This window comes from Paenibacillus sp. J22TS3 (genome assembly GCF_018403205.1).
Taxonomy (GTDB): Bacteria; Bacillota; Bacilli; order Paenibacillales; family Paenibacillaceae; genus Fontibacillus; species Fontibacillus tuaregi.
On the sequence record NZ_BOSF01000004.1, the window covers coordinates 581,655 to 601,741 of the forward strand.

The following is a 20,087-nucleotide window of genomic DNA, read 5'->3' on the forward strand; positions in this document are numbered from 1 at the left end:
TCATTAGATCTAAATTCTAGTTCTATATTATTATACAACATTGTAGAGACAGTATCTGACAAAAGTAGATATTTTCAAAGGCATATTGAGGGAATAATATCTTAATTCTAGCCATAAATTAACCCGTTGACCTTCACGCTGCGTCATACCTTACCCTATACCTATCCATGATAAATATTCAGATAGGTGATCTCTTTGAAACTCTCAATCCAAAACACAATCGAGCAATACGATAAACTCTACTCTATAGCAGAAACAGAACGAGCAGACTTTTTTCGGTACACCATGATGACCCCATTCGAGAAGATGTGGCACACCATTAACGTCCCTCTTAAAGCCAAACAACCCGGAGGCTATGATGTCATCATGGCCGCGAAAATGCTTGGATTTTTGGATGTGAATGCTACTGATACAGGATTACAAGCTCTTCAGCAGTTAAAAGAAATCCAAGCCTTAAGAACTGCACAGGAAACTTTGCGAGAATGTGTGGACTACATGAGCAACAATGAACTTCGAATTAATGCAGAAGAATTAAAATTAGGCCTGTATATCGCCGATCCACACAAACTGGAATTACAGAAAGGCTACTGCGGGTTTGGGGGAATTCCGGGGTTCATTCAGGTTACCATCTATCCTAATGATTATAATATCCCGAAAATCCCCGCCGTCATTGCTCACGAATTCCATCATAACATCCGCTTCTCTTATTTCAATTGGGATCATGGCACGTTACGGTGGGTGACTATTTGATCTTGAGGGCTTAGCCGAATCATTCGCTAGGGAATTATATGGGGAAGACTTGTTAGGTCCGTGGGTTACTTCCTTTGATGACGAGAATTTACAATACTCCACAGAAGTCATTAAGAATGCATTAGATGTTAAAGGATTTGCAGAAGTCAGCAGCTATTTGTTCGGCGACACCATTGCCAAAGAGCAAGGCTACCAGCCTGTTGGTTTATCCCCGTTCGCAGGTTATGCGGTTGGATACAGAGCGGTGCAGTCTTTTATGCAAATTAATAACGTCAGAATCAATGAAGCCACATTACTAGGTACAGAAGAGATCATCCGCAATTGTAGACTGTTTTAAATAACATCCCTCAACAAAAACAATGCCTAAAAATTCAACAAAAAGACGGTACAACCATATGAATGGTCATTCCGCTCTTTTGACGTTCTATACCAACAAGTGCGCTACTATTGGTCTAGAGAATAAACTTTAGAAGTGGTTGAAAAAGCTAGAAATCAACGGTTAAAATATGGCTTGCCAGATGATGATCCAATACCAAAAATACCAGGGCAAATAAATTCTATCTATAAATATTTGTTTCAAAAAATAAAACTAAACTGAGGAGAAAACAATGAATGAAGTAAAGGATTTTTATGAAGATAAAATATCAAAAATTGACTTTTTCAGTAACTGTGGGGATGCTATTAATGCAACAATTAAAGTTAATGTTACGCAAGTGCGAAACTGGATTGATGTTGAAAAAAAGGTTAATTCTACTTGGGATAATGTCAGACTTCAAATAAGAAATCAATTAACCTCGACTTTACATGAGAACTGGCGAGAAGAATACAGACAGTGGAATAAAGTTACTATGGAGGCAAAATTATTACTTAAGGACGGAGTCCTTAAAAATATTTCTACGTTTATCGAAAGAAATAAGTTAAACAATTGTATATATGAAAGCGTTGAATGGGATTTTCTTACTGCAATGATGGAATATGCCTATAGCGCGTATGTAAAACCTGGTTTTCATACAGAATTGTTGGAAATATATAATTCAGGACATATACCTTGTGGTTGGAAAGGTAGATGGCCCCAAGGAAGCCTATTGGTATTCTAACAGCCTATACGTTGACTTTAATACAAAGAGACTGCTTATAAGAGGAATGAGAACTTTGGATATAAATAATCAACTATTAGAACATTATAAAAAATACATTGGTGAACCAGATTTAATAAATATAGAGACTATTTCAGAAAGTCTAAATATAAACTTAATCATTTTTCAAGCAAACGACCAAAGAGACTTTCATACTATTATACCGTCAGGAATGAGCTCATTACCTGCACAAGTTTCAGAAGATAATAAAAATTGGGAATATACAGAACTCATCATGTATCTTCCACCATCATGGCCTGTGGCTATAGAGGATATTATAGATTTTAAAGATTATTGGCCATTTGGTTGGCTAAGGAAACTTGGCAAGTTTCCGAATGAAAGAGACACTTGGTTTTGTTATGGAGATACTATACCTAATGGGGATCCTCCTGAACCCATTGCAAATAACAATGATTTTACTGGTATGTTATTATTACCTCCAATTCGCGAAGATGAAGGATTTAGCTCGTTAATGTTAAGTAAAGATAAAACAATACAATTTTTGGTTGTTTGTCCAATATATCAAGAAGAAATGGAATATCAGCTATCCAAAGGCTTTGGGGCCCTTCTTGAAAAGTTTGATGAATATAATATAAATGATATTGTTGAAATTAATAGGTTGAATACGTGTAAACAGGGATAAAAATAGCTGACTAAAAAGAGCGAGATTAAAAGGTTACGAAATGACTTTACGCTATTAATCCGGGCCTTTTTGGAAGAACAACGGGCCGTCTCCGTGATTCCGCGTAAGAAAAACCTCCGAGTGCCCCGAAATATGATCGGGACATCTACAAAGAACGACACTTAGTAGAATGTTTCCTCAATAAAGTAAAAAAATACCGCCGTCTGGCGACTCGCTATGATAAATTAGCGCCCTAATCAAAATAAAACAGTTCCTCAAACTTTTTATCCAAAGCAATACATAAAATTAAAGCTAATTTTGCCGTAGGATTAAACTGCCCTGTTTCAATAGAACTAATTGTATTCCTCGAAACACCCACCATTTCCGCCAACTGGGCCTGAGATAGTTCTTGCTCAGTTCTTGCCTCGCGGAGTCTATTTTTCAAAACCAATTGTTCACTCATATTAGCTACTCACCCTATAAAGGTATACCACTAAAAAAGAAATTCCTATAATACTTCCTGCAATGAAATTTAATAAATGCAATTTCTTTTTAGTTACAGAGTACATGCCCAGACCTTCACAACCCAGATATCCAAACATCACGGCTATTAATGCAGAGTTTGTTTCCTGACGACTAGTATACAAATTGAAAACGGCTAAAATGCAAAAGACAAACAACATACCGAAAAAACCACTTTTCCTGCCTTTATCAAAGACATATTCCTTGCCTTCATCCCGTTTTTCATTTCTGCTTTTTTCTAAGATCTCTTCCTTTTTCATAAAAAGGACTCCCCTCAGATTAATAAAACGATGCCAAGAAAACTTGTCACGTTTATTATAACATGCAAAGTTTACTTGGCAATACGGTTCACAAAATTTTCCTGGAAAACTAGACCAACGTTGAAGCCACATTACTTGGAACAGCTGAGATCATCCGCAATTGTGGACTGTTTTAGACAACCTCCCCCAACAAAACAATGCCCAGAGATTATTCTCTGAGCATTGTTACTTATAAACCAGATTTTTTATTATCAAGCCTTTGGGATGATTACTTTTTGCCACGATATCAGCATTAATCAGTAAGATTCAACTCCGAATGTCTTAGATCAGCTTACGCCGATACCATTTATCCCCACGGAAACGCAACCCGAAGATGGAACCGCGTACGCCCCACTCGGTAACCATGGCGATCCATACGCCCATGATGCCAAGATGGAATGGGATCGCCAGAACGTATCCCAAAATAACCCGCAGCACCCACATACTCAGCAAAGATGTCACCGAAGTAAAGTTCGAGTCGCCGGCCGCGCGCAGTGCCGCGGGGATAATGAAGCTGATGGACCAAAGGAGCGGCTGCGTCACGGATATGAGAACCATCAAGTCGAAGATATCGGGTACAATCTCGGCCGGCGGCGAGAACAGTTTGATAATGTACGGGAATAACGGCAAAATGATGGCAGTCAACACAATGAAAATTGCGGTGGACAGCCCGATGAACGACCTGATGAATTTGCGTGCATCCGGGATGCTGCCGTTGCCGATACACTGCCCCACCACAGTTACCACGGCAATGCTCAGCGCGCTGCCGCCAATCTGGAACAGCATGGCAATCGAACCACTGATGGCATTCACGGTGATCGCCAGCGTTCCGAGCTGCACGATAAAGGTCTGGGTTAAGAGCTTGCCGCCATTAAAGAACATTTGCTCCGCCGCAAACGGCACACCGATAACCATAATTTTTTTGAGAATGGACCAGTCCAGCTGCAGCGCGTGCCGCAGGCGATATTGCAGGGACTGGTTCATTTTGATGATATAGACCAGTGAGATGATCATCCCGAGCACCCGGGCCGTGATCACGGAAATGACAAGCCCCATCACGCCCATATGCAGCACACTGATCAGCAGGATGTTCAGACCCAGATAAGTCAAATTCATAATAAGCGACAGCCCGAGGCAGGCCTTCGTTTCGGCCATCCCCCGCAGCGCACCCGCTACAGCCTGAAAAATAGCGATAAAAGGGTACGATATGCAGCTGCCGATCAAATAGACCCGCGCATTCTGGAACACTTCCGCATCAGCTTGTCCGAATAATACATTCAATACCGAGGTGTGAAAGGCGATAACGACAATTCCTAACATCACGGCCAAAATAGCCACTGCCGAGATCGCCTGCGATGCTGCTTTGGACACCATGTTCTGGTTCCCGCTGCCCTTGTACTGCGCCACAATGACGGTTCCTCCGGTCGCCACTGCGACAAAGACATTGATCAAAAATATATTCAGCGAGTCCACCATACTCACCGCACTCACCGCAGCCACACCTGAGGAGGCAATCATCGCCGTATTAATCAAGCTCATTAAAATAATAAAAGCTTGATCCACAAATATCGGGACAATAATCCCGATAATTTGCTTGTAATCAAGCTTGCTGCCCGTAAAATGCTTATTCAAAAAAGCATTTGTCTTTTGTTTATATATTGGAGCTATGGTACCCAAGAAAATCATCTCTTTTTCCGTATGTTGTCAACCACGTCGATTTATTATAACATGTATTTCTCCTAGGATGGGCCCTCTATGACAAGTTTCTCCTAACGCAACTAATTCACACTACTTCTGTAGTTTGGTTAACATCTCAAGTCATACCCTAGACTCTCAACTAAGCTGGTATAATACCAGCCCTGGTTCTCATCACTCTGATTAAACCTGCTTCATACTTCATCGCCAAAGACTCTGATATCCCTGCGAATAAATATGCAGCCCCATTAAAAAAGACGAGCCCCCCAATGGCTCGTCTCATTTGCTCATTTTTTAAGTTATATCAAACGAACTTTAGAATTCACCGATCTGAGCTTCGATCCCGAGTGATTCTGAAGAAGCGGAGCGTCCGCCTTTGTCTCCGAAATGCCCCATTGGCTATCTAGTTCAAGCGTTTTGGAGACAACCGTGGTCGTAGAAACACTCGGTATCGCAGCGCCCCAAAAGGGTAACCTTATAAGTTCATTTTATATAGCTCCTTATTTCCCGATCATTCCCGACTTCTCCAGCATCCGGTACAAAAGGACACTCGTCTCAGCTCGCGTCAGCAATTTCTGTGGACGCAGCTCCTTGCCGTAGCCCTTCACCAGGCCTTGCTGGATAGCCGTGGCTATCGCGGCCTTGGCCCACTCGCTGACCTCGCCACCATCCGAATAGGCGGATAGGTTCACACCCTCCCCAGCGCTGCTGCCAGACGGAGCGGCTCCGGTGAACTGAAGTGCCCGGATGATCGTCACGATTGCTTCCTGCCGCGATACCTTCTGATTCGGAGCAAAGGCGCCATCACTCATCCCATCCATGATGTGGTGTGCGTGAACTGCTGCAACAGCTCCGCTGTACCAGCTTGATGGACTTACATCGCGGAACTGGGATGACTCTCCGCCGCCTTCTGGCAAACCAAGCGCTCTGGATAACAGAGTAGCCAGCTCGGCACGGGTAATTGCGGCTTCCGGGGCGAACCGGGTGTCATCGATGCCTTGAACGATCAGTCTGCTGTTCATATCACGAATTTCATCCGCTGCCCAGTGCCCTTGTAGATCTGTTAGCTGGGCTGGCTTGGAGACCAGGACATACGCGCTATTCGTAAGACTACGAACAACGGCAGCCGGCTTCCCGTCAACTTTAGCAAATTTCGTTGGCACGGGACGCAGGCCCTGCTCCTTGCCATCCCACATTACAACGGTTGAGGCCGCTTTGGCAGAAGCATCCGGCAAATACATAATCTGTTCAACATACTGGCCGAACGAGGTGATCTCCTTCTTCTCACCTTGACGAGCCACATAGACACGCCCCCCTATCGGGTCTGACACTAATTTAAGCCCGCTCTTACTCGCTGCAGCCTGTAGTCCAGTTAGGGACGCAAGCTCACCACGCTCCATCGACAGCTGGAGTTCGGCATCTTTGGGCCAGACCGAATCCGGCTTGACGACTTCAGCCAAAGGCAGCCGGTATTGACCGTGAGAGGTTGTCAATATTACGGTTGCGGACTTTCCGCTTAGGAGTCCAACAACCTCACCGGGAACCCGCAGCACGGTCCGATCGGCGTTCTTTTCCACCGAAACTGCTAAAGTCGCATTCTGCGCAGCGGGCAGTGAATCCAGCACTTTTCTCAGCGCATCCAGCTTCAATTCAATATCGATGTACTTCGCTCCGTTCGCGTCCTTCGCCAGCTTGGCGATTCCTGAAATTTCAGTCCCGTTCACACGTACCTTCAATGAATCGTCGTCTTCCGGCTTGCTTGCCGAATTGGTAGGACTCGAAGGACTTGAAGGACTTGAAGCCCCCGCTCCAGACGAACCTGAAGAACTACCCGGATCTGGATTCGGGGTTGGACTGGAACGAACGACTAGAAGCTTATATGTCTTCATCGAACCATCCTGTGCTTTGACACGGATTACAAAGGTGTTAGTGCCCGTGACCAGAGAATATACATCTGTGACCACGCCGCTCTTGATCTCCGACTCGTTGACATAGATCACAGCGTGACTGTCTACGGAGGTCAGCAGCATTTTCAATCCATTCACCGCAGAATTGGCGGCTATAGAATAACTCGTCCTCTCCGGATCAAAATTAAAACCAAGCGTTCCCCCCACGCCCGTAACCTGCCAGCCGCTTAAGTTGTTATTGATACTCTTGGGAATAATATTACTAATCTCAATTACCCGGACATTGGCGTTACCCGCCGTATCTGCCGCATAGATAGAATAGACCCCGTTCTTCTCAACGGTAAACCGGTCTGTAAATACCGTACCTTCCTTCTCAAAATACGATACCTGCTGATTGCCCGGCGCCCACTTCACGACGGCAACCTTGTTCAGTTGTCCATAGGCCAAAGCTGTTACAGTGATGCTCACGCTTTCAAAGGTTGGCATGATTGGGTCCTGGATTAGTCCAATCGTAGGTGGCTGATCGTAGGTAAATGTAATCTTTACCGATTGATCAATCGAAGTCCCGCTGATCTCGTCCTTGGCAGTATAAGTTACTTCCTCTGCAGCTGTATTAATCACCAAGAACTTGGCTGTCCCATTCTCATCGGTAATAGCAGACACGGCTTCAATGTAAGACTGTCCACCGCTGGCTTCAAGCTTCACCTTCTTCCCGGCAAGGGGATGGTCATAGTCATCCTTCAGCGTTACAAGGATTTGCGCATTGCTGCTTCCATCCGCCCGCACAACGAGATCGCTTGCGGTAAGGGTCGAGTGAGTTGCGCTAACTTCCCCTGGAAGGAACTCCACAAAAGTCGTGGCGGTCAGCGGTCTCTCATTGACAAATGCTCTCACCTCTGCTGTCCCAACCTCCGTTGGTGCCGTCAGTCTCGCCGTATACGTGCCGTCCTCGTTATCTCTCACTTCGGTGACTTCACCTAATGTCGAATCGATGAATACAAAGGCTCCGCCACTTGTCAACGCCCTACCCTGCGCATCCTTCAACCTCACGGTGATCTCCGTGTGACTCGTTCCATCAGCAGGAAGCGTTGCATCTGCCGCTTCAATCGTGCTCGTCTCCTTCGACGGGGCTCCAACCACGAACTGGACACTGGCGGTAGACGCTAGAGGCGTACCGCCAACACTTGCGCTCACCGTCGCTGTCCCAACCTCCGTTGGCGCCGTCAGCCTCGCCGTGTAAGTGCCGTCCCCATTGTCCGTTACAGGACTCACTGTCCCTGACGTCGAGGTAATCGCTATCGCGGCCCCTCCGGTCTTCAGTTCATTGCCGTATGCGTCTCGCAGCTTCACCGTTACCACGGTTTGACGCGTTCCATCCGCAGGCAGCACCGCTGCTGCCGTTTCTACTGTACTCGTCTCTGCCGACGGGGCTCCGGCTACCAGCTGTACCGCAGCCGTCCTCGTCAGCGGCTTGCCGCCAACACTTGCACTCACCGTTGCTGTCCCTACTGCCGTTGGCGCCGTCAGCGTGGCCGTATACGTGCCGTCCCCGTTGTCGGTCACAGGACCAACCGTCCCTAGTGTCGAGGTGACCGCCACCGTTTCTCCTCCACTTGTGATCTCATTGCCCTGAACATCCCTCAGCTTTACCGTAATCGGTGTCTGGCTTGAGCCATCTGCCACAAGGCTGGAAGCTGTCATGATTTCACTTTCTATCTCGGAAACGGAATGATCGGCAATCATGTACGTTCGGAAAGCAAAATCATAACCCTCCCCTTCGCTGCTCCCTCTTTTGTAAACATCGCCACTACTACCGTACCAGCCCCAGCCAGAAGGAGTTCCGTTCTCTGTGGACACGACCATTTTATACATCGTATCCTTCTTCAAGTAAGGCGGTGTCCCGGAGAAGTCGACCGTCACCCAACTGTAATCAGGGTACCCCGAAACCGACTGTCCTTGTGCAAGAAGGGTCGAATCTCCTTCCCTATACAGATCTACACGAATAGCCCCTGGGGTACCTAATGAACCAGATATATATAATTCTATTTTATCCAAATTACCCGCAACGGCAGGTGTAAAGGTCTGAGAACGCGGATAGTCTTTATTCACCCAGACATTTCCGTTTTTCTGGGCCTGCTCCTGATCCAGCAGGGCCGCGTCTGCCGCAAGAGCAGCGCTGTTTATCGTGCCGAATATAAGGGCAATCACAAGAGCAATGGACATCCATCGCCTGCTTCTTTTAAAACTTCTCATTAATATTCCAATCCTCCATCCTTGTTCTCCGATACTAAATTGCTTGGCGTAAGGCCTGAAGTGATATCCTGCTGATCTCGCCTCTGCTCATCAAGGCATCAAGCAGTAATATAGAAATAGCCCCCAACAATCAGCGCCCCAAGCAAAAACAGACCAAAGTACCATTTGGTAAATCGAAAGCTCATTGTACTCCCGTCCCACCACAGCTTGGCATAGATCACTATGCCTAGTAGAAGGACACTAACCAGCGCAATCAGACCATTTTCCATCTTCCTATTTCAACCCTCCCTACCATCCGAAAATTACGAACTCATGCCATTTAAAATAATCCAAAAGCCTTCTCTACCTCCATACCTACAATGGAGTATTTTTCGTTTCAAACCTCGTCTGCAAGCTATATTTCAGGTACTTCGTACCACAAAATTCCATTTTCCATCTGTAACAAGACCAGCCATTGCATTACAATAAGAGGTATGAAGGCTACGCGAAATCAGAGGTGTTCGGAAATTGGAAATCAACCATCCTATTGGACAATCCATGGGCAGATCTGTGAGTGAAACAGATCTTCCCAGTGAGCAAGTGTTTAAAGCTGATCTAACATTAAGAGATTATATCCGTGGACCTAGGGGAATGGACCTAGACCTATTTCTCCTCCTTGCGAGATCTATGGCGGCTAGTGTCGGCAGACTCCATCAGCAGATGATGATTCATTTGGACCTGCGGCCGGAGCGGGTGGGTATTTCCCCCAGTGGAAATGAGGCTTATTTGATAGATTCGGGTTATGCCGTTCACCGCACGGCCGAGGGCTACCCCTATCTGTCTGGCGGAGTTCTGGAATCAAGCTTGCCGTATTGCTCACCTGAGAACACAGGAAGAATGCACCGAAGTGTGGATGAGCGAAGTGATTTATATTCACTTGGCGTGATTTTCTATGAAATGCTGGCGGGTCGTCCGCCTTTTCAATCGGATCAGCCGCTAGAATGGGTCTACATGCATCTGGCTCAAAGTCCGCCGCCTCTGGCGAATCTTACACAGCCTCTGCCTGAAGGCCTGGAAGCGATCATTATGAAGCTATTAGAGAAGAATCCGGATAAGCGCTATCCCAGTGTGGGCGTTCTGCTGGCGGATTTGGACAAAATCGGAAGACCCCATGATATCCACCTGATCGAGCAGGGGCTTCGCGGGCGGGAACATGAAATGTCCATGCTGACTCAGGCTTTCTATTCCGCATGCCTTGGATCAACAGAGATGGTCTATGTCTCAGGTGAACCTGGTATCGGCAAAACAAGCCTGATTGAAGAGGTGCTCAGGAAGCAGCAGCAGGACAGGGATTTCTACTATATCACCGGGAAATTCGAGCAGCTCTCCAAGGAAAGCCCGTATTATCCCATTATTCAGGCATTCCGCGGATTGATGCGGCATTTGTTAGGGCAGCGGAAAGACCAGTCCATACTGTGGAGACAGAAGCTTCAGGAGGTACTTGGGGCCAATGTCCATGTCATCGCGGATATTATTCCTGAAGCTGGGCTAATTCTGGCCAGTGACGATGTGCCTGCCTTAGAGGAACTGCAGGCGAATGAATCGAAGAAACGGTTCATTTATGCTTTTCGAAAATTTGTTCAGGCCCTTGCATCGAAGGAGCACCCGCTTGTTCTATTCATTGATGATTTGCAGTGGGCCGATGCTTCCTCCCTCCAGTTGATTCACGCGTTGTTATCCGATCCCGAATGCCAGTATTTGATGATTGTCTGTGCATTTCGCCCTACGGAGACAGACCGGGCCAAGCTGCCGGGATACGAGGCGGACGGAAGTATTACCGCCCAGGCGGTAGTCCGTCACATTCATCTGAGTCAGCTAGGACTAACGGAAATGAATCAAATTGTGATGGAGACGCTTCATAGTCCTGCCGATACGACACGTTCTCTTACAGAGCTCTTATATCATCAATCGAAGGGCAACCCGTTCCATTTCAAGCAAATCCTGCTTCGTTTACAGGATGACCATATTCTGAACTACAATCATGAGGAACGCTGCTGGCAGTGGAATCTGGAAAAGGTTCTTGAGCAGGTTCCCCGTTATGCCATTCATGAGCTGATGGAGCACAAATTACACCGTCTGCCCATGGATGCCCAGGAACTATTGAAAATAGCCGCTTGTGTAGGGAGCACCTTCCACCCTTCACTAATCACCTCCGTATACTATCAAGGCAGTGAGAATGTGGAGGGTATAGATTGGTCTGCTATCGAAGCGGAGGGGATGATTGTAGCTTTAGAAGCGGAGATGTACCGCTTTACTCACGATAATATCCAGAAGCTTATCTACAACGGAATAGATGACGAATCGAGGCAGGATATTCACATCCGTATCGGCCAGATCTTATACGGCAAGGACGATGCATATGGGGAGAACTCTCTCTTTGATGCGGTGAACCACCTGAACCGGGGATCGGCAAGAATGAAGAATCCGCAAGACATTCTGCAGCTCGTCAGATTAAATCTGGATGCGGGACACCAGGCCAAATCTTCCACCGCTTACGACATTGCCCTAGGTTATTTCAGAAAAGGGGTGGAGCTGCTGTCACCGGGGGACTGGGACCATGAGTTCGAACTGATCTTCGAGCTGCACGCCCAGAAAGCGGAATGTGAGTACCTGTGCGGCAATTCGGCTGATTCAGAGCGGGACATCGACTTCCTGCTTGGCAGGGCACGCAGTCCGGTTGAGCGAAGCCGTGTGCAGATGATCCGGATTATGCAGTACATTAATCAAGGCAGGTATCATGAGAGCACCGCTCTCGGCCTTGCGAGTCTGAGGGAGCATCAAATCTATATCTCACCTCATCCGAGCAAATACCTGCTGCTCATGGAAGGCAAGCGAATTGAGGCTAATCTCGGTAAGGAATTCGGCCAGCTTGTCTACCTGGAGGAGATGTCGGACCAGGAGCGGATCAGTGCGATGAATCTGATCTATGCGATCATTCCCTCCACCTTCTTCACTAATAAAGAGGTGTTCTTCCTGCTGACGTGCCGAGCCATTCAGCTTACATTGAAGCACGGCAATACTCCCGCTTCTGCGGCGATTTATACCGCGATGGGGATGCTGCTCGGAACCGCATTAGGCAAATTCGAGAAGGGTTATGCTATTGCCAAGCTGGGTGTAGAGCTCTCCGAGCGCTACAATGTCACTTCAATTAAAAGCAACACCTATACCATGTTCGGCAGTGTGCTCTGCCAATTCGGCGGAAATGCCCGTGAAGGAGACTCTTATTTAATCAAAGCTCTTCAATACGGCTTGGATTCGGGAGATTACGTGTTTGCGAGCTATGCCATGGGTGCTCATGTCAATTCCTTATACACCAGAGCATCGTTAAGTGAATTGACTAGAACCATTGCCGAATACATGGATGTGCTTGATACGACCAAGGATGAGTTCGTCAGGAAGAACTTTTACCTGTACCAGCAGGTCATCCTTGCCCTTCAGGGAAAGAAGCCTGTACCTGCATCCTTCAGCGGACCGGATTTCGACGAAGAGCAATTTCTGGAACAAATTCGCCGGGAAGAGACTTCGGCTACCACCTTGTTTCAGTTCAGCACATACAAAACTCAGCTCAGCTATCTGACAGGCCAATACGCAGAGGCCATGGAATGGGCCGAGCAAGCGGAAATCTATGAGGATTACGCAACTCATTTGCCTCACTTGCCGGAATGCTTGTTCTATGCCTCGCTCGCCATCATGGCGGCCCCTTCCCGATCGCGGGCAGATGCCCAAAAGTTAAACCGCCATCTTCAGCGCTTTAGACGATGGACACAGTGCGGCCCGGAGAATCATCAGGCCCGGTACGATCTGCTTCAAGCGGAATTTGCCCGTATCTCAGGAGAATGGCGGGAAGCAGAAGCGATGTACGATCAGGCCATCCGCACGGCGAGAGAGCTGGAGGACTTCCATGTGACAAGCATGGCTGGTGAAGCTGCGGCCAACTACTACTTGGAGTGCGGCAAAAGTAAGACAGCGGGGTATTATCTGCAGCTGGCAGTTGAAGGGTATAAGCAGTGGGGGGTGCAGCTGAAGGTATCGGAGTTGGAGGAACTCATTCAGCAGGTGCAGCGTCAGGAGAAACGCCTCCCTACATATGAGCGTACCTTAGCCCTTCAGGACCAGGAGATTGCGGCAGCGGATCAGGCCGCAGGGGATATCTCAACACTTCGGAGTGCTCCTCATTCGGTGGACAGCATAGACCTTGCCGCAATTCTAAAAACTACGCAGGCCATCACCCATCAGATGACCCTGGACACCGTGCTTGCGGAGATCATGAATACCATTATGAAGCATGCCGGAGCCAGCAAAGGTGCCCTGCTTACAGGCACCGAGGACACGCTTGTGATTCAGGTCTATTCCGATTCAGGAGCCTCCCCCATTACGTCATCTTCGGAGCTAAGCGACAGCTCGCTGCTGCCGGAAGGAATCATCCGCTACGTGTTTCGAAGCCAGGAGGATATTTATTATAACGGAGGAGAGGAAAGCTGGCTGATTCACAACCCTTATATTGCTCAGCACCAGCCTCAGTCAGCGCTCTGTATTCCCGTAACCGTTCATGGCACGATGATGGGGGTTCTCTATCTAGAGAACAAGCTTGCCCAGCATGTGTTTATGCCCGGCCGCACCGCTGTTCTTCAAGCGATGGCGTCCCACGGCATCTTTATGTGTGTGCTTCAAAGTGCGCCTGAGCTTCCTTACGTGCAGCCGGATACCGGGGAGTCCGGAGAAGAAGAGCACCTTGGGCCTGACACCATTGAAGAACCGCTAACCGAACGTGAGCTTGAGGTGCTTGCCCTATTAGCCGCAGGGTTAACCAACAAGGAAATTGCCGAACGTCTGGTTATCGCTATTGGTACCGTGAAGGTTCACGTGAAGAATATTTTTGCCAAGCTCAAGGTCAACCGGCGAATCAATGCCATTGCCCAAGCCAAAGAACTCAGGCTGATCAGCGACCATACCCGGCGATCCGTTTGATCATGCTCTGGTATAGACTCAAAAAATCCACAACCTGTTGGTTGTGGATTTTTTGAGACTTCAAGAATTAATCGGAGGTATAGCAACTGAACACCTACTTCATAAATAAAGCCGTAAATATCACCACATCCTGCAGAAAGTGAATCAGTAACGCCCAGAAGAAGCCTTTGGTCTCAATCATAGATTTGGCCAAGATCCAGCCTATAAAAGCAGCCATCAACACACCTGGAATCCCGCTTGGAGTTCCAAAGTAATGAATCACGCCAAAGGTAGCTGCGGCTAAACCCTGGGCCAAATACGGGGAGCCGCCATACTTGTTCACAACAGCAACAAATGAGAACCGGAATATAATTTCTTCGGTAAAAGCATTGGTGAGCGCAAACAAGAGGATAAGTAAGATCCCTGGGAACAAATCCAGGCTCAAGCTTCCCCCATGAATCACCTGAAAGTAAATTACAATAGCCGTTACCGTTGTAATAACAACCGCAAAATTCAGCCCTAGGCTCTTCCACGACTCCTTCTGTTTGGGCGTGATGCCAATCCACGGCTCAGGCCGAATCTGCCCATCCCGCCTCTTCAGGTTCAAATAGGCAAGCCCCTCTTTGCCTGTCAGCCCATACACAATAGCAATAAGAATAAGGGCAAGGAATAAGACCGTGACTTGGTAGCTGAATTCCCGGTTGTACACTTCTCTCTCAAACAACGTTAGAACCAGGGGCTGATTCTTTTTAATCCATACAAGGGCTGGCGCCATCGCAATCACAATCACGGTGATGAGCAAGATAGGCAGTGTTCTAAATCTGCTCTCATTCATATCTATGTCCCCTGTCTTCCTTGCTTAAAATGTTCAATGCATGCTCACACCATTCGATAGTCATGCGTATGTATCGTTCTCCGTAATCGAGCGTAAGCAGCCAAAGCTGAGCTTGCTTGCTTTCCATGCTATTTACCGCTGCTTTAATTCCCGCTAAAACCTCTAACACCCCTCTGCTCCCTTCTAATTCCGCCTTGATGTAAGACATCAATTGGGGAATCTGACTCTCCTTCGCGACAAAGACCTTCATCAGCAGCTCATTGCGCATCACAGGCTCCTCAGGTGCCTGGGCGAGCCAGGAATCAAGCTGGTCACATCCCTGCTCTGTAACGCCATACACCTTCTTCTGTCTGCCGGAGGTTGTCTCTTCTACAATCTTCACAGCTCCCTCCAGTTCCAGCTGCTTCAGACTCTTATGAATATGCCCATAGGATTCATTCCAAAATAAGCCGATACTCTCCTTTGAAAACTTAACCAGTTCATAAGCGCTCATAGGCTTGATTCTAAGCAGGCCGAGAATGGCAAAATAGGTGGTGTTGATTCTTTTCACACTTACCCCTCCCTTTATGTATCTTTAAGATATATAAGTCAGATCATACATCATACAGGCATAGACTACAATCCTTTTAGGAAAAATAAATCCTCGTCCAATCTGATAACCAAAAAGGAGCCATAGGCTCCTCTTGTGCTGTAATCTATGACACTGAGGTCATGGCTTCCGTTTTGCGATAACAGCATAGCTTACTGTTCTGGTTGTATTCGTTGGATTCCATGCCGTGAAGAACCATTGGTCCTCAGCAAGGGAATAGTTATCGAGGAGAAATCCCTGGTCATTTCCAGAGAAAATCCAGGAGCCGCTAATAATATTGTAGCCGTTCCCGTTGATTGTCGTGCTTCTAAAGCTATTAGGAGGAAGCGTAACCGCAGAGAACGTAAAGCGTGCAAACCCATCTCCGAGTGGAGTTGAACGCAGGGCTTTTCTGATATTTTTAATCACATGGCTGCGCTTCTTCAATTTTCTGCCCAGCTTCGCTTCTGCTCTTTTGATTTTCACTAAGGTTGCTTTTCTCAAAGAAATCATCTCCTTAACTGGTTTACTATAGTTAATGAAGAGTTAGACGTTTTGGAATGGACAAAACCTCTGATGGATTGGCTGATTTTTCAATGCGGCTGAAGCCAAAAAGCCCTTCCTTAGATAAGGAGGGCTTGGCATCGTTATGGCTGTACATTCTGAACCGTAGATATGTAACTGAAGACGTTCTTTGCCGCCAAAATACTCGCGTGTCATCAGATTGTTCGACTCTCTAACCTATTAATGAAGTTAATCAAGCTGCTTCGAGGTGCCCTATCAGCATCTCACATGCTTGCGTTTGAAACCAAGCTGTCCCCTATCCATGGCCTTTTGGATATTATCGGACGCATTCAAGAATTTGCTCTTGACCTTGTCCTTATTGACCTCCACCGGTCCAACAGCTTGGGCGGTCTGAACCGCCAGGTCATGAAGAGGTGAATAGGACGTAGCCACCGTATAGATAAAATTGTTCATCGCATACTTTGTCCGCTCGGGAGACTCATGAATCTCCTCTTCCACTCTTCTTAACATATTGGCAATTTTGCTTTCGTCAAATTCACGATCCGGGCGGCTCCCGAGCAGCCAGCAGTAGCAGCTCCAGCCCGCGGACATCCTCAGCTCCTCACCACTGGCAATCCATTTGTCAGCAACCTCTTGGGCGATATCTGTCTCAGCTAAAGTGACAGCAACCACATAATCAGACAGCATATAGAAATACGCGCTATCTATCCAACGGTCAAAATCCGCTTCAGTCATCACATCCGGGTCCGCAATTACACCGGCAAAATACATCGCGTCATAGTTCCCCGTGGCGTATAACTGCTCAGCCAGAGGCTGATTCTTCTTGATGAGCTTGGACATCGGCTTCATATGGCCAGTAGCCACACCAAAAAGAGGCTCCCGCGCGCCGTTGGATACATAAATCTTCTTGGTCCGTTCCTTCCCAAGAGCTTCGAGCTCCTGCATAACATTATCCAAATCCATTGGTTGATCACTTCTTTCTTGGGAATAGAAGCTGCATTAGACTTTCTTTTAGTTCGAGTATACTAGATATCAAATTGACATTTCAAAAAGTCGGCATTAAAATAATTCCTTAAATTCGAATCAACCTAATCATTAATCACCTAGATATGGAGATGAATTCATGCACATCCGAGAGATTGAAGAGAAAGACAATCAGGCCATTGAACAAATTATTAAAAGCTCATTGGAGTCATTTGAACTAAACATGCCAGGAACCGCCTACTACGATCCTCAACTTGGCAGCCTGGCTGAGTATTACAAGAACCAGCCAGGCTCGAAATACTGGGTTGTTGTCACGGATCAAGATGAAGTTGTGGGCGGCGCAGGAATCGGTCCTTTTGGGCAGAATCCGGAGATTTGCGAGCTGCAAAAGCTGTATATCTCACCCCAAGCCCAAGGTAAAGGTTTGTCTAAAGAACTGATGAGGGTTGCTTTGGATTTTGCAACACAGCATTATAAATACTGCTACTTGGAGACTTTTGAGAAGCTGAAGGCCGCGAATTCCCTGTACCTTAAATTCGGTTTCCGCCAGCTTGAACAAGGGTTAGATGAATCCGAGCACAATGCCTGTGATGCTTGGTATATGAAGGAATTATGAAAAGGTTGGAGCCGGAAGCTCGCCTATTTTTATGCGGAGTAAGCTGTAAGGCTTCTGCCGTAAGTCCTTGCCATAGTGAAATCTTGCCTGCCGGTGTAATTGGTTCACAATGACATATAAGTATTGATCAGGACCAATGGAGAATGTATCCGGCCATAAAATTCTCGGGTCATGCGCGATGGTATCCATAGCGCCGTCCGGATATATTTTACGAATACTGTTGTTTTCATAGTCTCCGGCGTACACATTTCCTTGAGCATCGGTGATCATCCCGTCAGATGCGCCTTTTTCTCCCCAATACTCCACACGGCAGCACAGATCCGCATCTGGTATCGTTCTGTCTCTTAGGGCTTCGGTTGAGACCGCGTACAAATGGCGGCTGGTTAGGGGACAAAAGAATAAGACCCTTCCATCTGGAGAAATTGCTATCCCATCTGAGGCCAACCTAAAAGGTGAAATTACGCCCTCTCTACTACGATTCATTAGAATCCTACCTTCTACTTTTGGCAGCATACAGGGATCGGGCGAAGTTGAATCTGCCCCATTCAACCGTCTGAACGCAGTTCCACTGTCTAAATCTACGACAATAATAGCTCCCGGTCCTTTGGTAGAAGAATCCGTTATATAGGCGTAGCCTGCGCGGCCAACGCGATAATCAAACCTCACATCATTCAGATAAGTAGTCGGGAGGACAACATCTTCTGTAAACGTGTATATTTTTCTTATTGTGTTTGTTGTTAAATCCACAGCGACTAATTTGGCCCCTCCTTTAATCGGCTCCGAGAAGTTCGGAGCTCCTGTATCCAGCACCCAAAGTGTCCCGCTGCCATCCGCAACTACACTTTGAACACTTATGAAAGACGTTGTGACATTTGCGGGGCTCACCATATTAGTCTCCAGATTAGGATAAGGCTGTAGTTGACCCCCAACTATTTCCGCCACCGTAAATTCAACCTTGTCCCCCCATTTCGGGAAACAAACGAAAATACGTCCGGTTTCTGACACACTAACCCCTGTAGGCATTGCCCCATAAAATAAATAGACGGGTTCGATATTCCCGAAATGTTGTTCAACAGGCAGTAAAGGCTTCATCATGATCATCCTCCTAAGGGCGAGATGGAACAGAGACTTCCTTCTATAAATCAAAAATTCACTTAGGGTAATAACTGAAACCCGGATATTTCACTATAAATTGCTTTTCCTTACGCAATGCTTCCGTAAACTCCAGCCCAACATTCAGATTCTCCTGAACCAACAGATCAGGTGTAAGCGCCAACCACTGATTCAGTGAAACATCCTCAAAGCGGTCACTCTTAAACATCTCCAAGGCCCACACACTCTGATCGCCTGTGTTCTGGATATAATGGCCAAAGGCACGCGGTACATATCCAACGTCCCCAGCCCGGTAATCATAAGTACGAGCCGTTCCATTGGGGGCCATAACCGTCATGCGGGCCGTACCTGAAATGTAATACTGCCATTCATCATTGTTGGGATGCCAATGCATTTCTCTCATTGCACCTGGCCTGATCTCAAGCAGCGATGCGGCAATTTGAGTGGAAATAGGAAAATTGGTTGAATCCACGATACGTACCGTGCCGCCCGGAGCTACAATCGGCTCTTGCGCAAATAACCGATGTGTAAATGTCTGGGGTACCGTACCCTGTGGGTCATGCACCTGCTGGCTTTGAAGTGGACCGGGAACCTCAGCTTGGAAAATGTACCGCTGCCGATCAGGGATATCGGCAAATGCGTTTGCTGAAACACCAAAATTCGCCGAAAGTACATCCTTTGGCGTATGTGCGAACCAATCCGAGAGAGATAATGTATTCAGGTCCGAGAAATTCCCGTCGGGAAAAACAAGTAAAAACTCGCAGCCTTCTTCCAGACCTTGAATGGAATGCGGAATTCCCGGAGGAAAATACCAAAGGTCTCCTACCCCAACGTCCGCAATGAAGTTTCTGCCATTCTGGTCAACTGCCGTAATGCGTGCCCGCCCCACAAGTACAAGAGCCCATTCCGCTTGTTGATGCCAATGCAGCTCACGCACACCACCAGGAGTCAGAGCCATATTCACTCCCGCAATCGTGGTCGCAACCGGAAGCTGCCTTGCGGTCACTTCCCGGGACCATCCGCCCTGATTTAACTGCATATGGGTATCGGAGAAAGAAAACTTTAGATTCGGAAGCGATCCAGCATCGGTGTCAGGTGGAACCAGCAAGTCGGGATTCTCAAGATCCCGCATGACATCGCGTGGTCCAAAGTCCCACCAACCGGCGCCATCCTTCCTGATGGGCTGCGGTATATTTTCGTTCCTTGGTTCAATTCCCAAATAAACTACACCTCTCGTTCTATTCATTTCATATTCGTCAACGCGCTAATTTAAGTT

Annotated in this window: 15 protein-coding genes and 1 pseudogene; 5 read left to right on the forward strand and 11 right to left on the reverse strand. The window is 47.2% G+C overall.

Going from position 1 to position 20,087, the window contains the following annotated elements; all coding sequences use genetic code 11:
* Positions 1–195 precede the first annotated feature (195 nt).
* The 3 genes and pseudogenes from KJS63_RS15970 to KJS63_RS15980 all read left to right on the forward strand — a co-directional run bounded on the left by KJS63_RS15970 (position 196) and on the right by KJS63_RS15980 (position 2,529).
* A pseudogene (locus KJS63_RS15970) lies at positions 196–1,087 on the forward strand (DUF2268 domain-containing putative Zn-dependent protease).
* A gap of 271 nt (positions 1,088–1,358) precedes the next feature.
* On the forward strand, positions 1,359–1,847 hold the full coding sequence (locus KJS63_RS15975; RefSeq protein WP_213619990.1) for a hypothetical protein: 489 nt from the start codon (positions 1,359–1,361) through the stop codon (positions 1,845–1,847).
* Positions 1,801–2,529, forward strand: a complete 729-nt coding sequence (locus KJS63_RS15980; RefSeq protein WP_213619991.1) for a suppressor of fused domain protein — start codon at positions 1,801–1,803, stop codon at positions 2,527–2,529. Before KJS63_RS15975 ends, KJS63_RS15980 begins: the two co-directional genes overlap by 47 nt.
* A 232-nt stretch (positions 2,530–2,761) precedes the next feature.
* On the opposite strand, the gene KJS63_RS15990 is transcribed toward KJS63_RS15980, so the two are convergent.
* The 5 genes from KJS63_RS15990 to KJS63_RS16010 form a co-directional block, all read right to left on the reverse strand.
* Entirely contained in the window at positions 2,762–2,971 is a 210-nt protein-coding gene (locus KJS63_RS15990) for a helix-turn-helix transcriptional regulator (RefSeq protein ID WP_213619992.1), read from the reverse strand.
* 1 nt (position 2,972) lies between these two features.
* Positions 2,973–3,290, reverse strand: coding sequence for a DUF6442 family protein (locus KJS63_RS15995; protein WP_213619993.1), 318 nt, complete (start codon positions 3,288–3,290; stop codon positions 2,973–2,975).
* A gap of 321 nt (positions 3,291–3,611) precedes the next feature.
* Positions 3,612–5,015 carry an MATE family efflux transporter gene (locus KJS63_RS16000; RefSeq protein ID WP_213619994.1) on the reverse strand — a complete coding sequence of 468 codons (1,404 nt, stop codon included), beginning with the start codon at positions 5,013–5,015 and terminating at the stop codon, positions 3,612–3,614.
* A 509-nt stretch (positions 5,016–5,524) separates the two neighbouring features.
* The gene (locus tag KJS63_RS16005) at positions 5,525–9,184 is read right to left on the reverse strand and encodes an invasin domain 3-containing protein (protein ID WP_213619995.1); all 3,660 of its coding nucleotides are present in this window, start codon (positions 9,182–9,184) and stop codon (positions 5,525–5,527) included.
* Between the two features lie 98 nt (positions 9,185–9,282).
* Entirely contained in the window at positions 9,283–9,453 is a 171-nt protein-coding gene (locus KJS63_RS16010) for a hypothetical protein (protein ID WP_213619996.1), read from the reverse strand.
* 268 nt (positions 9,454–9,721) lie between these two features.
* Here KJS63_RS16010 and KJS63_RS16015 point away from each other — a divergent pair, with 268 nt between their 5' ends.
* Positions 9,722–14,191: an AAA family ATPase gene (locus tag KJS63_RS16015; protein ID WP_213620092.1), complete on the forward strand. Its 4,470-nt coding sequence runs from the start codon at positions 9,722–9,724 to the stop codon at positions 14,189–14,191.
* A 94-nt stretch (positions 14,192–14,285) separates the two neighbouring features.
* Here the strand turns inward: KJS63_RS16015 and KJS63_RS16020 are convergent, their stop codons facing one another.
* The 4 genes from KJS63_RS16020 to KJS63_RS16035 all read right to left on the reverse strand — a co-directional run bounded on the left by KJS63_RS16020 (position 14,286) and on the right by KJS63_RS16035 (position 17,061).
* On the reverse strand, positions 14,286–15,005 hold the full coding sequence (locus KJS63_RS16020; RefSeq protein WP_213619997.1) for a CPBP family intramembrane glutamic endopeptidase: 720 nt from the start codon (positions 15,003–15,005) through the stop codon (positions 14,286–14,288).
* The gene (locus KJS63_RS16025) at positions 14,998–15,555 is read right to left on the reverse strand and encodes a PadR family transcriptional regulator (RefSeq protein WP_213619998.1); all 558 of its coding nucleotides are present in this window, start codon (positions 15,553–15,555) and stop codon (positions 14,998–15,000) included. The genes KJS63_RS16020 and KJS63_RS16025 overlap by 8 nt, the downstream gene beginning before the upstream one ends.
* Positions 15,556–15,714: 159 nt before the next feature.
* Positions 15,715–16,086: a hypothetical protein gene (locus KJS63_RS16030; RefSeq protein WP_235847570.1), complete on the reverse strand. Its 372-nt coding sequence runs from the start codon at positions 16,084–16,086 to the stop codon at positions 15,715–15,717.
* Between the two features lie 267 nt (positions 16,087–16,353).
* Entirely contained in the window at positions 16,354–17,061 is a 708-nt protein-coding gene (locus KJS63_RS16035) for a DNA alkylation repair protein (protein ID WP_213619999.1), read from the reverse strand.
* Between the two features lie 160 nt (positions 17,062–17,221).
* Here KJS63_RS16035 and KJS63_RS16040 point away from each other — a divergent pair, with 160 nt between their 5' ends.
* Positions 17,222–17,698: a GNAT family N-acetyltransferase gene (locus KJS63_RS16040; RefSeq protein WP_213620000.1), complete on the forward strand. Its 477-nt coding sequence runs from the start codon at positions 17,222–17,224 to the stop codon at positions 17,696–17,698.
* Here KJS63_RS16040 and KJS63_RS16045 read toward each other — a convergent pair.
* Both KJS63_RS16045 and KJS63_RS16050 read right to left on the reverse strand, forming a co-directional pair.
* Positions 17,693–18,790, reverse strand: a complete 1,098-nt coding sequence (locus KJS63_RS16045; protein ID WP_213620093.1) for an L-dopachrome tautomerase-related protein — start codon at positions 18,788–18,790, stop codon at positions 17,693–17,695. The genes KJS63_RS16040 and KJS63_RS16045 overlap by 6 nt on opposite strands.
* A 58-nt stretch (positions 18,791–18,848) precedes the next feature.
* Positions 18,849–20,030 carry an oxalate decarboxylase family bicupin gene (locus KJS63_RS16050; protein ID WP_280520819.1) on the reverse strand — a complete coding sequence of 394 codons (1,182 nt, stop codon included), beginning with the start codon at positions 20,028–20,030 and terminating at the stop codon, positions 18,849–18,851.
* Positions 20,031–20,087 lie beyond the last annotated feature (57 nt).

Coding starts and splice junctions, on each gene's coding strand:
- KJS63_RS16010 (WP_213619996.1), bottom strand. CDS start 9,453: ATGGAAAATGGTCTGATTGCGCTGGTTAGTGTCCTTCTACTAGGCATA.
- KJS63_RS16040 (WP_213620000.1), top strand. CDS start 17,222: ATGCACATCCGAGAGATTGAAGAGAAAGACAATCAGGCCATTGAACAA.
- KJS63_RS16045 (WP_213620093.1), bottom strand. CDS start 18,790: ATGAAGCCTTTACTGCCTGTTGAACAACATTTCGGGAATATCGAACCC.
- KJS63_RS16000 (WP_213619994.1), bottom strand. CDS start 5,015: ATGATTTTCTTGGGTACCATAGCTCCAATATATAAACAAAAGACAAAT.
- KJS63_RS16005 (WP_213619995.1), bottom strand. CDS start 9,184: ATGAGAAGTTTTAAAAGAAGCAGGCGATGGATGTCCATTGCTCTTGTG.
- KJS63_RS16015 (WP_213620092.1), top strand. CDS start 9,722: ATGGGCAGATCTGTGAGTGAAACAGATCTTCCCAGTGAGCAAGTGTTT.
- KJS63_RS15975 (WP_213619990.1), top strand. CDS start 1,359: ATGAATGAAGTAAAGGATTTTTATGAAGATAAAATATCAAAAATTGAC.
- KJS63_RS16020 (WP_213619997.1), bottom strand. CDS start 15,005: ATGAATGAGAGCAGATTTAGAACACTGCCTATCTTGCTCATCACCGTG.
- KJS63_RS16035 (WP_213619999.1), bottom strand. CDS start 17,061: ATGGATTTGGATAATGTTATGCAGGAGCTCGAAGCTCTTGGGAAGGAA.
- KJS63_RS15995 (WP_213619993.1), bottom strand. CDS start 3,290: ATGAAAAAGGAAGAGATCTTAGAAAAAAGCAGAAATGAAAAACGGGAT.
- KJS63_RS15990 (WP_213619992.1), bottom strand. CDS start 2,971: ATGAGTGAACAATTGGTTTTGAAAAATAGACTCCGCGAGGCAAGAACT.
- KJS63_RS16030 (WP_235847570.1), bottom strand. CDS start 16,086: ATGATTTCTTTGAGAAAAGCAACCTTAGTGAAAATCAAAAGAGCAGAA.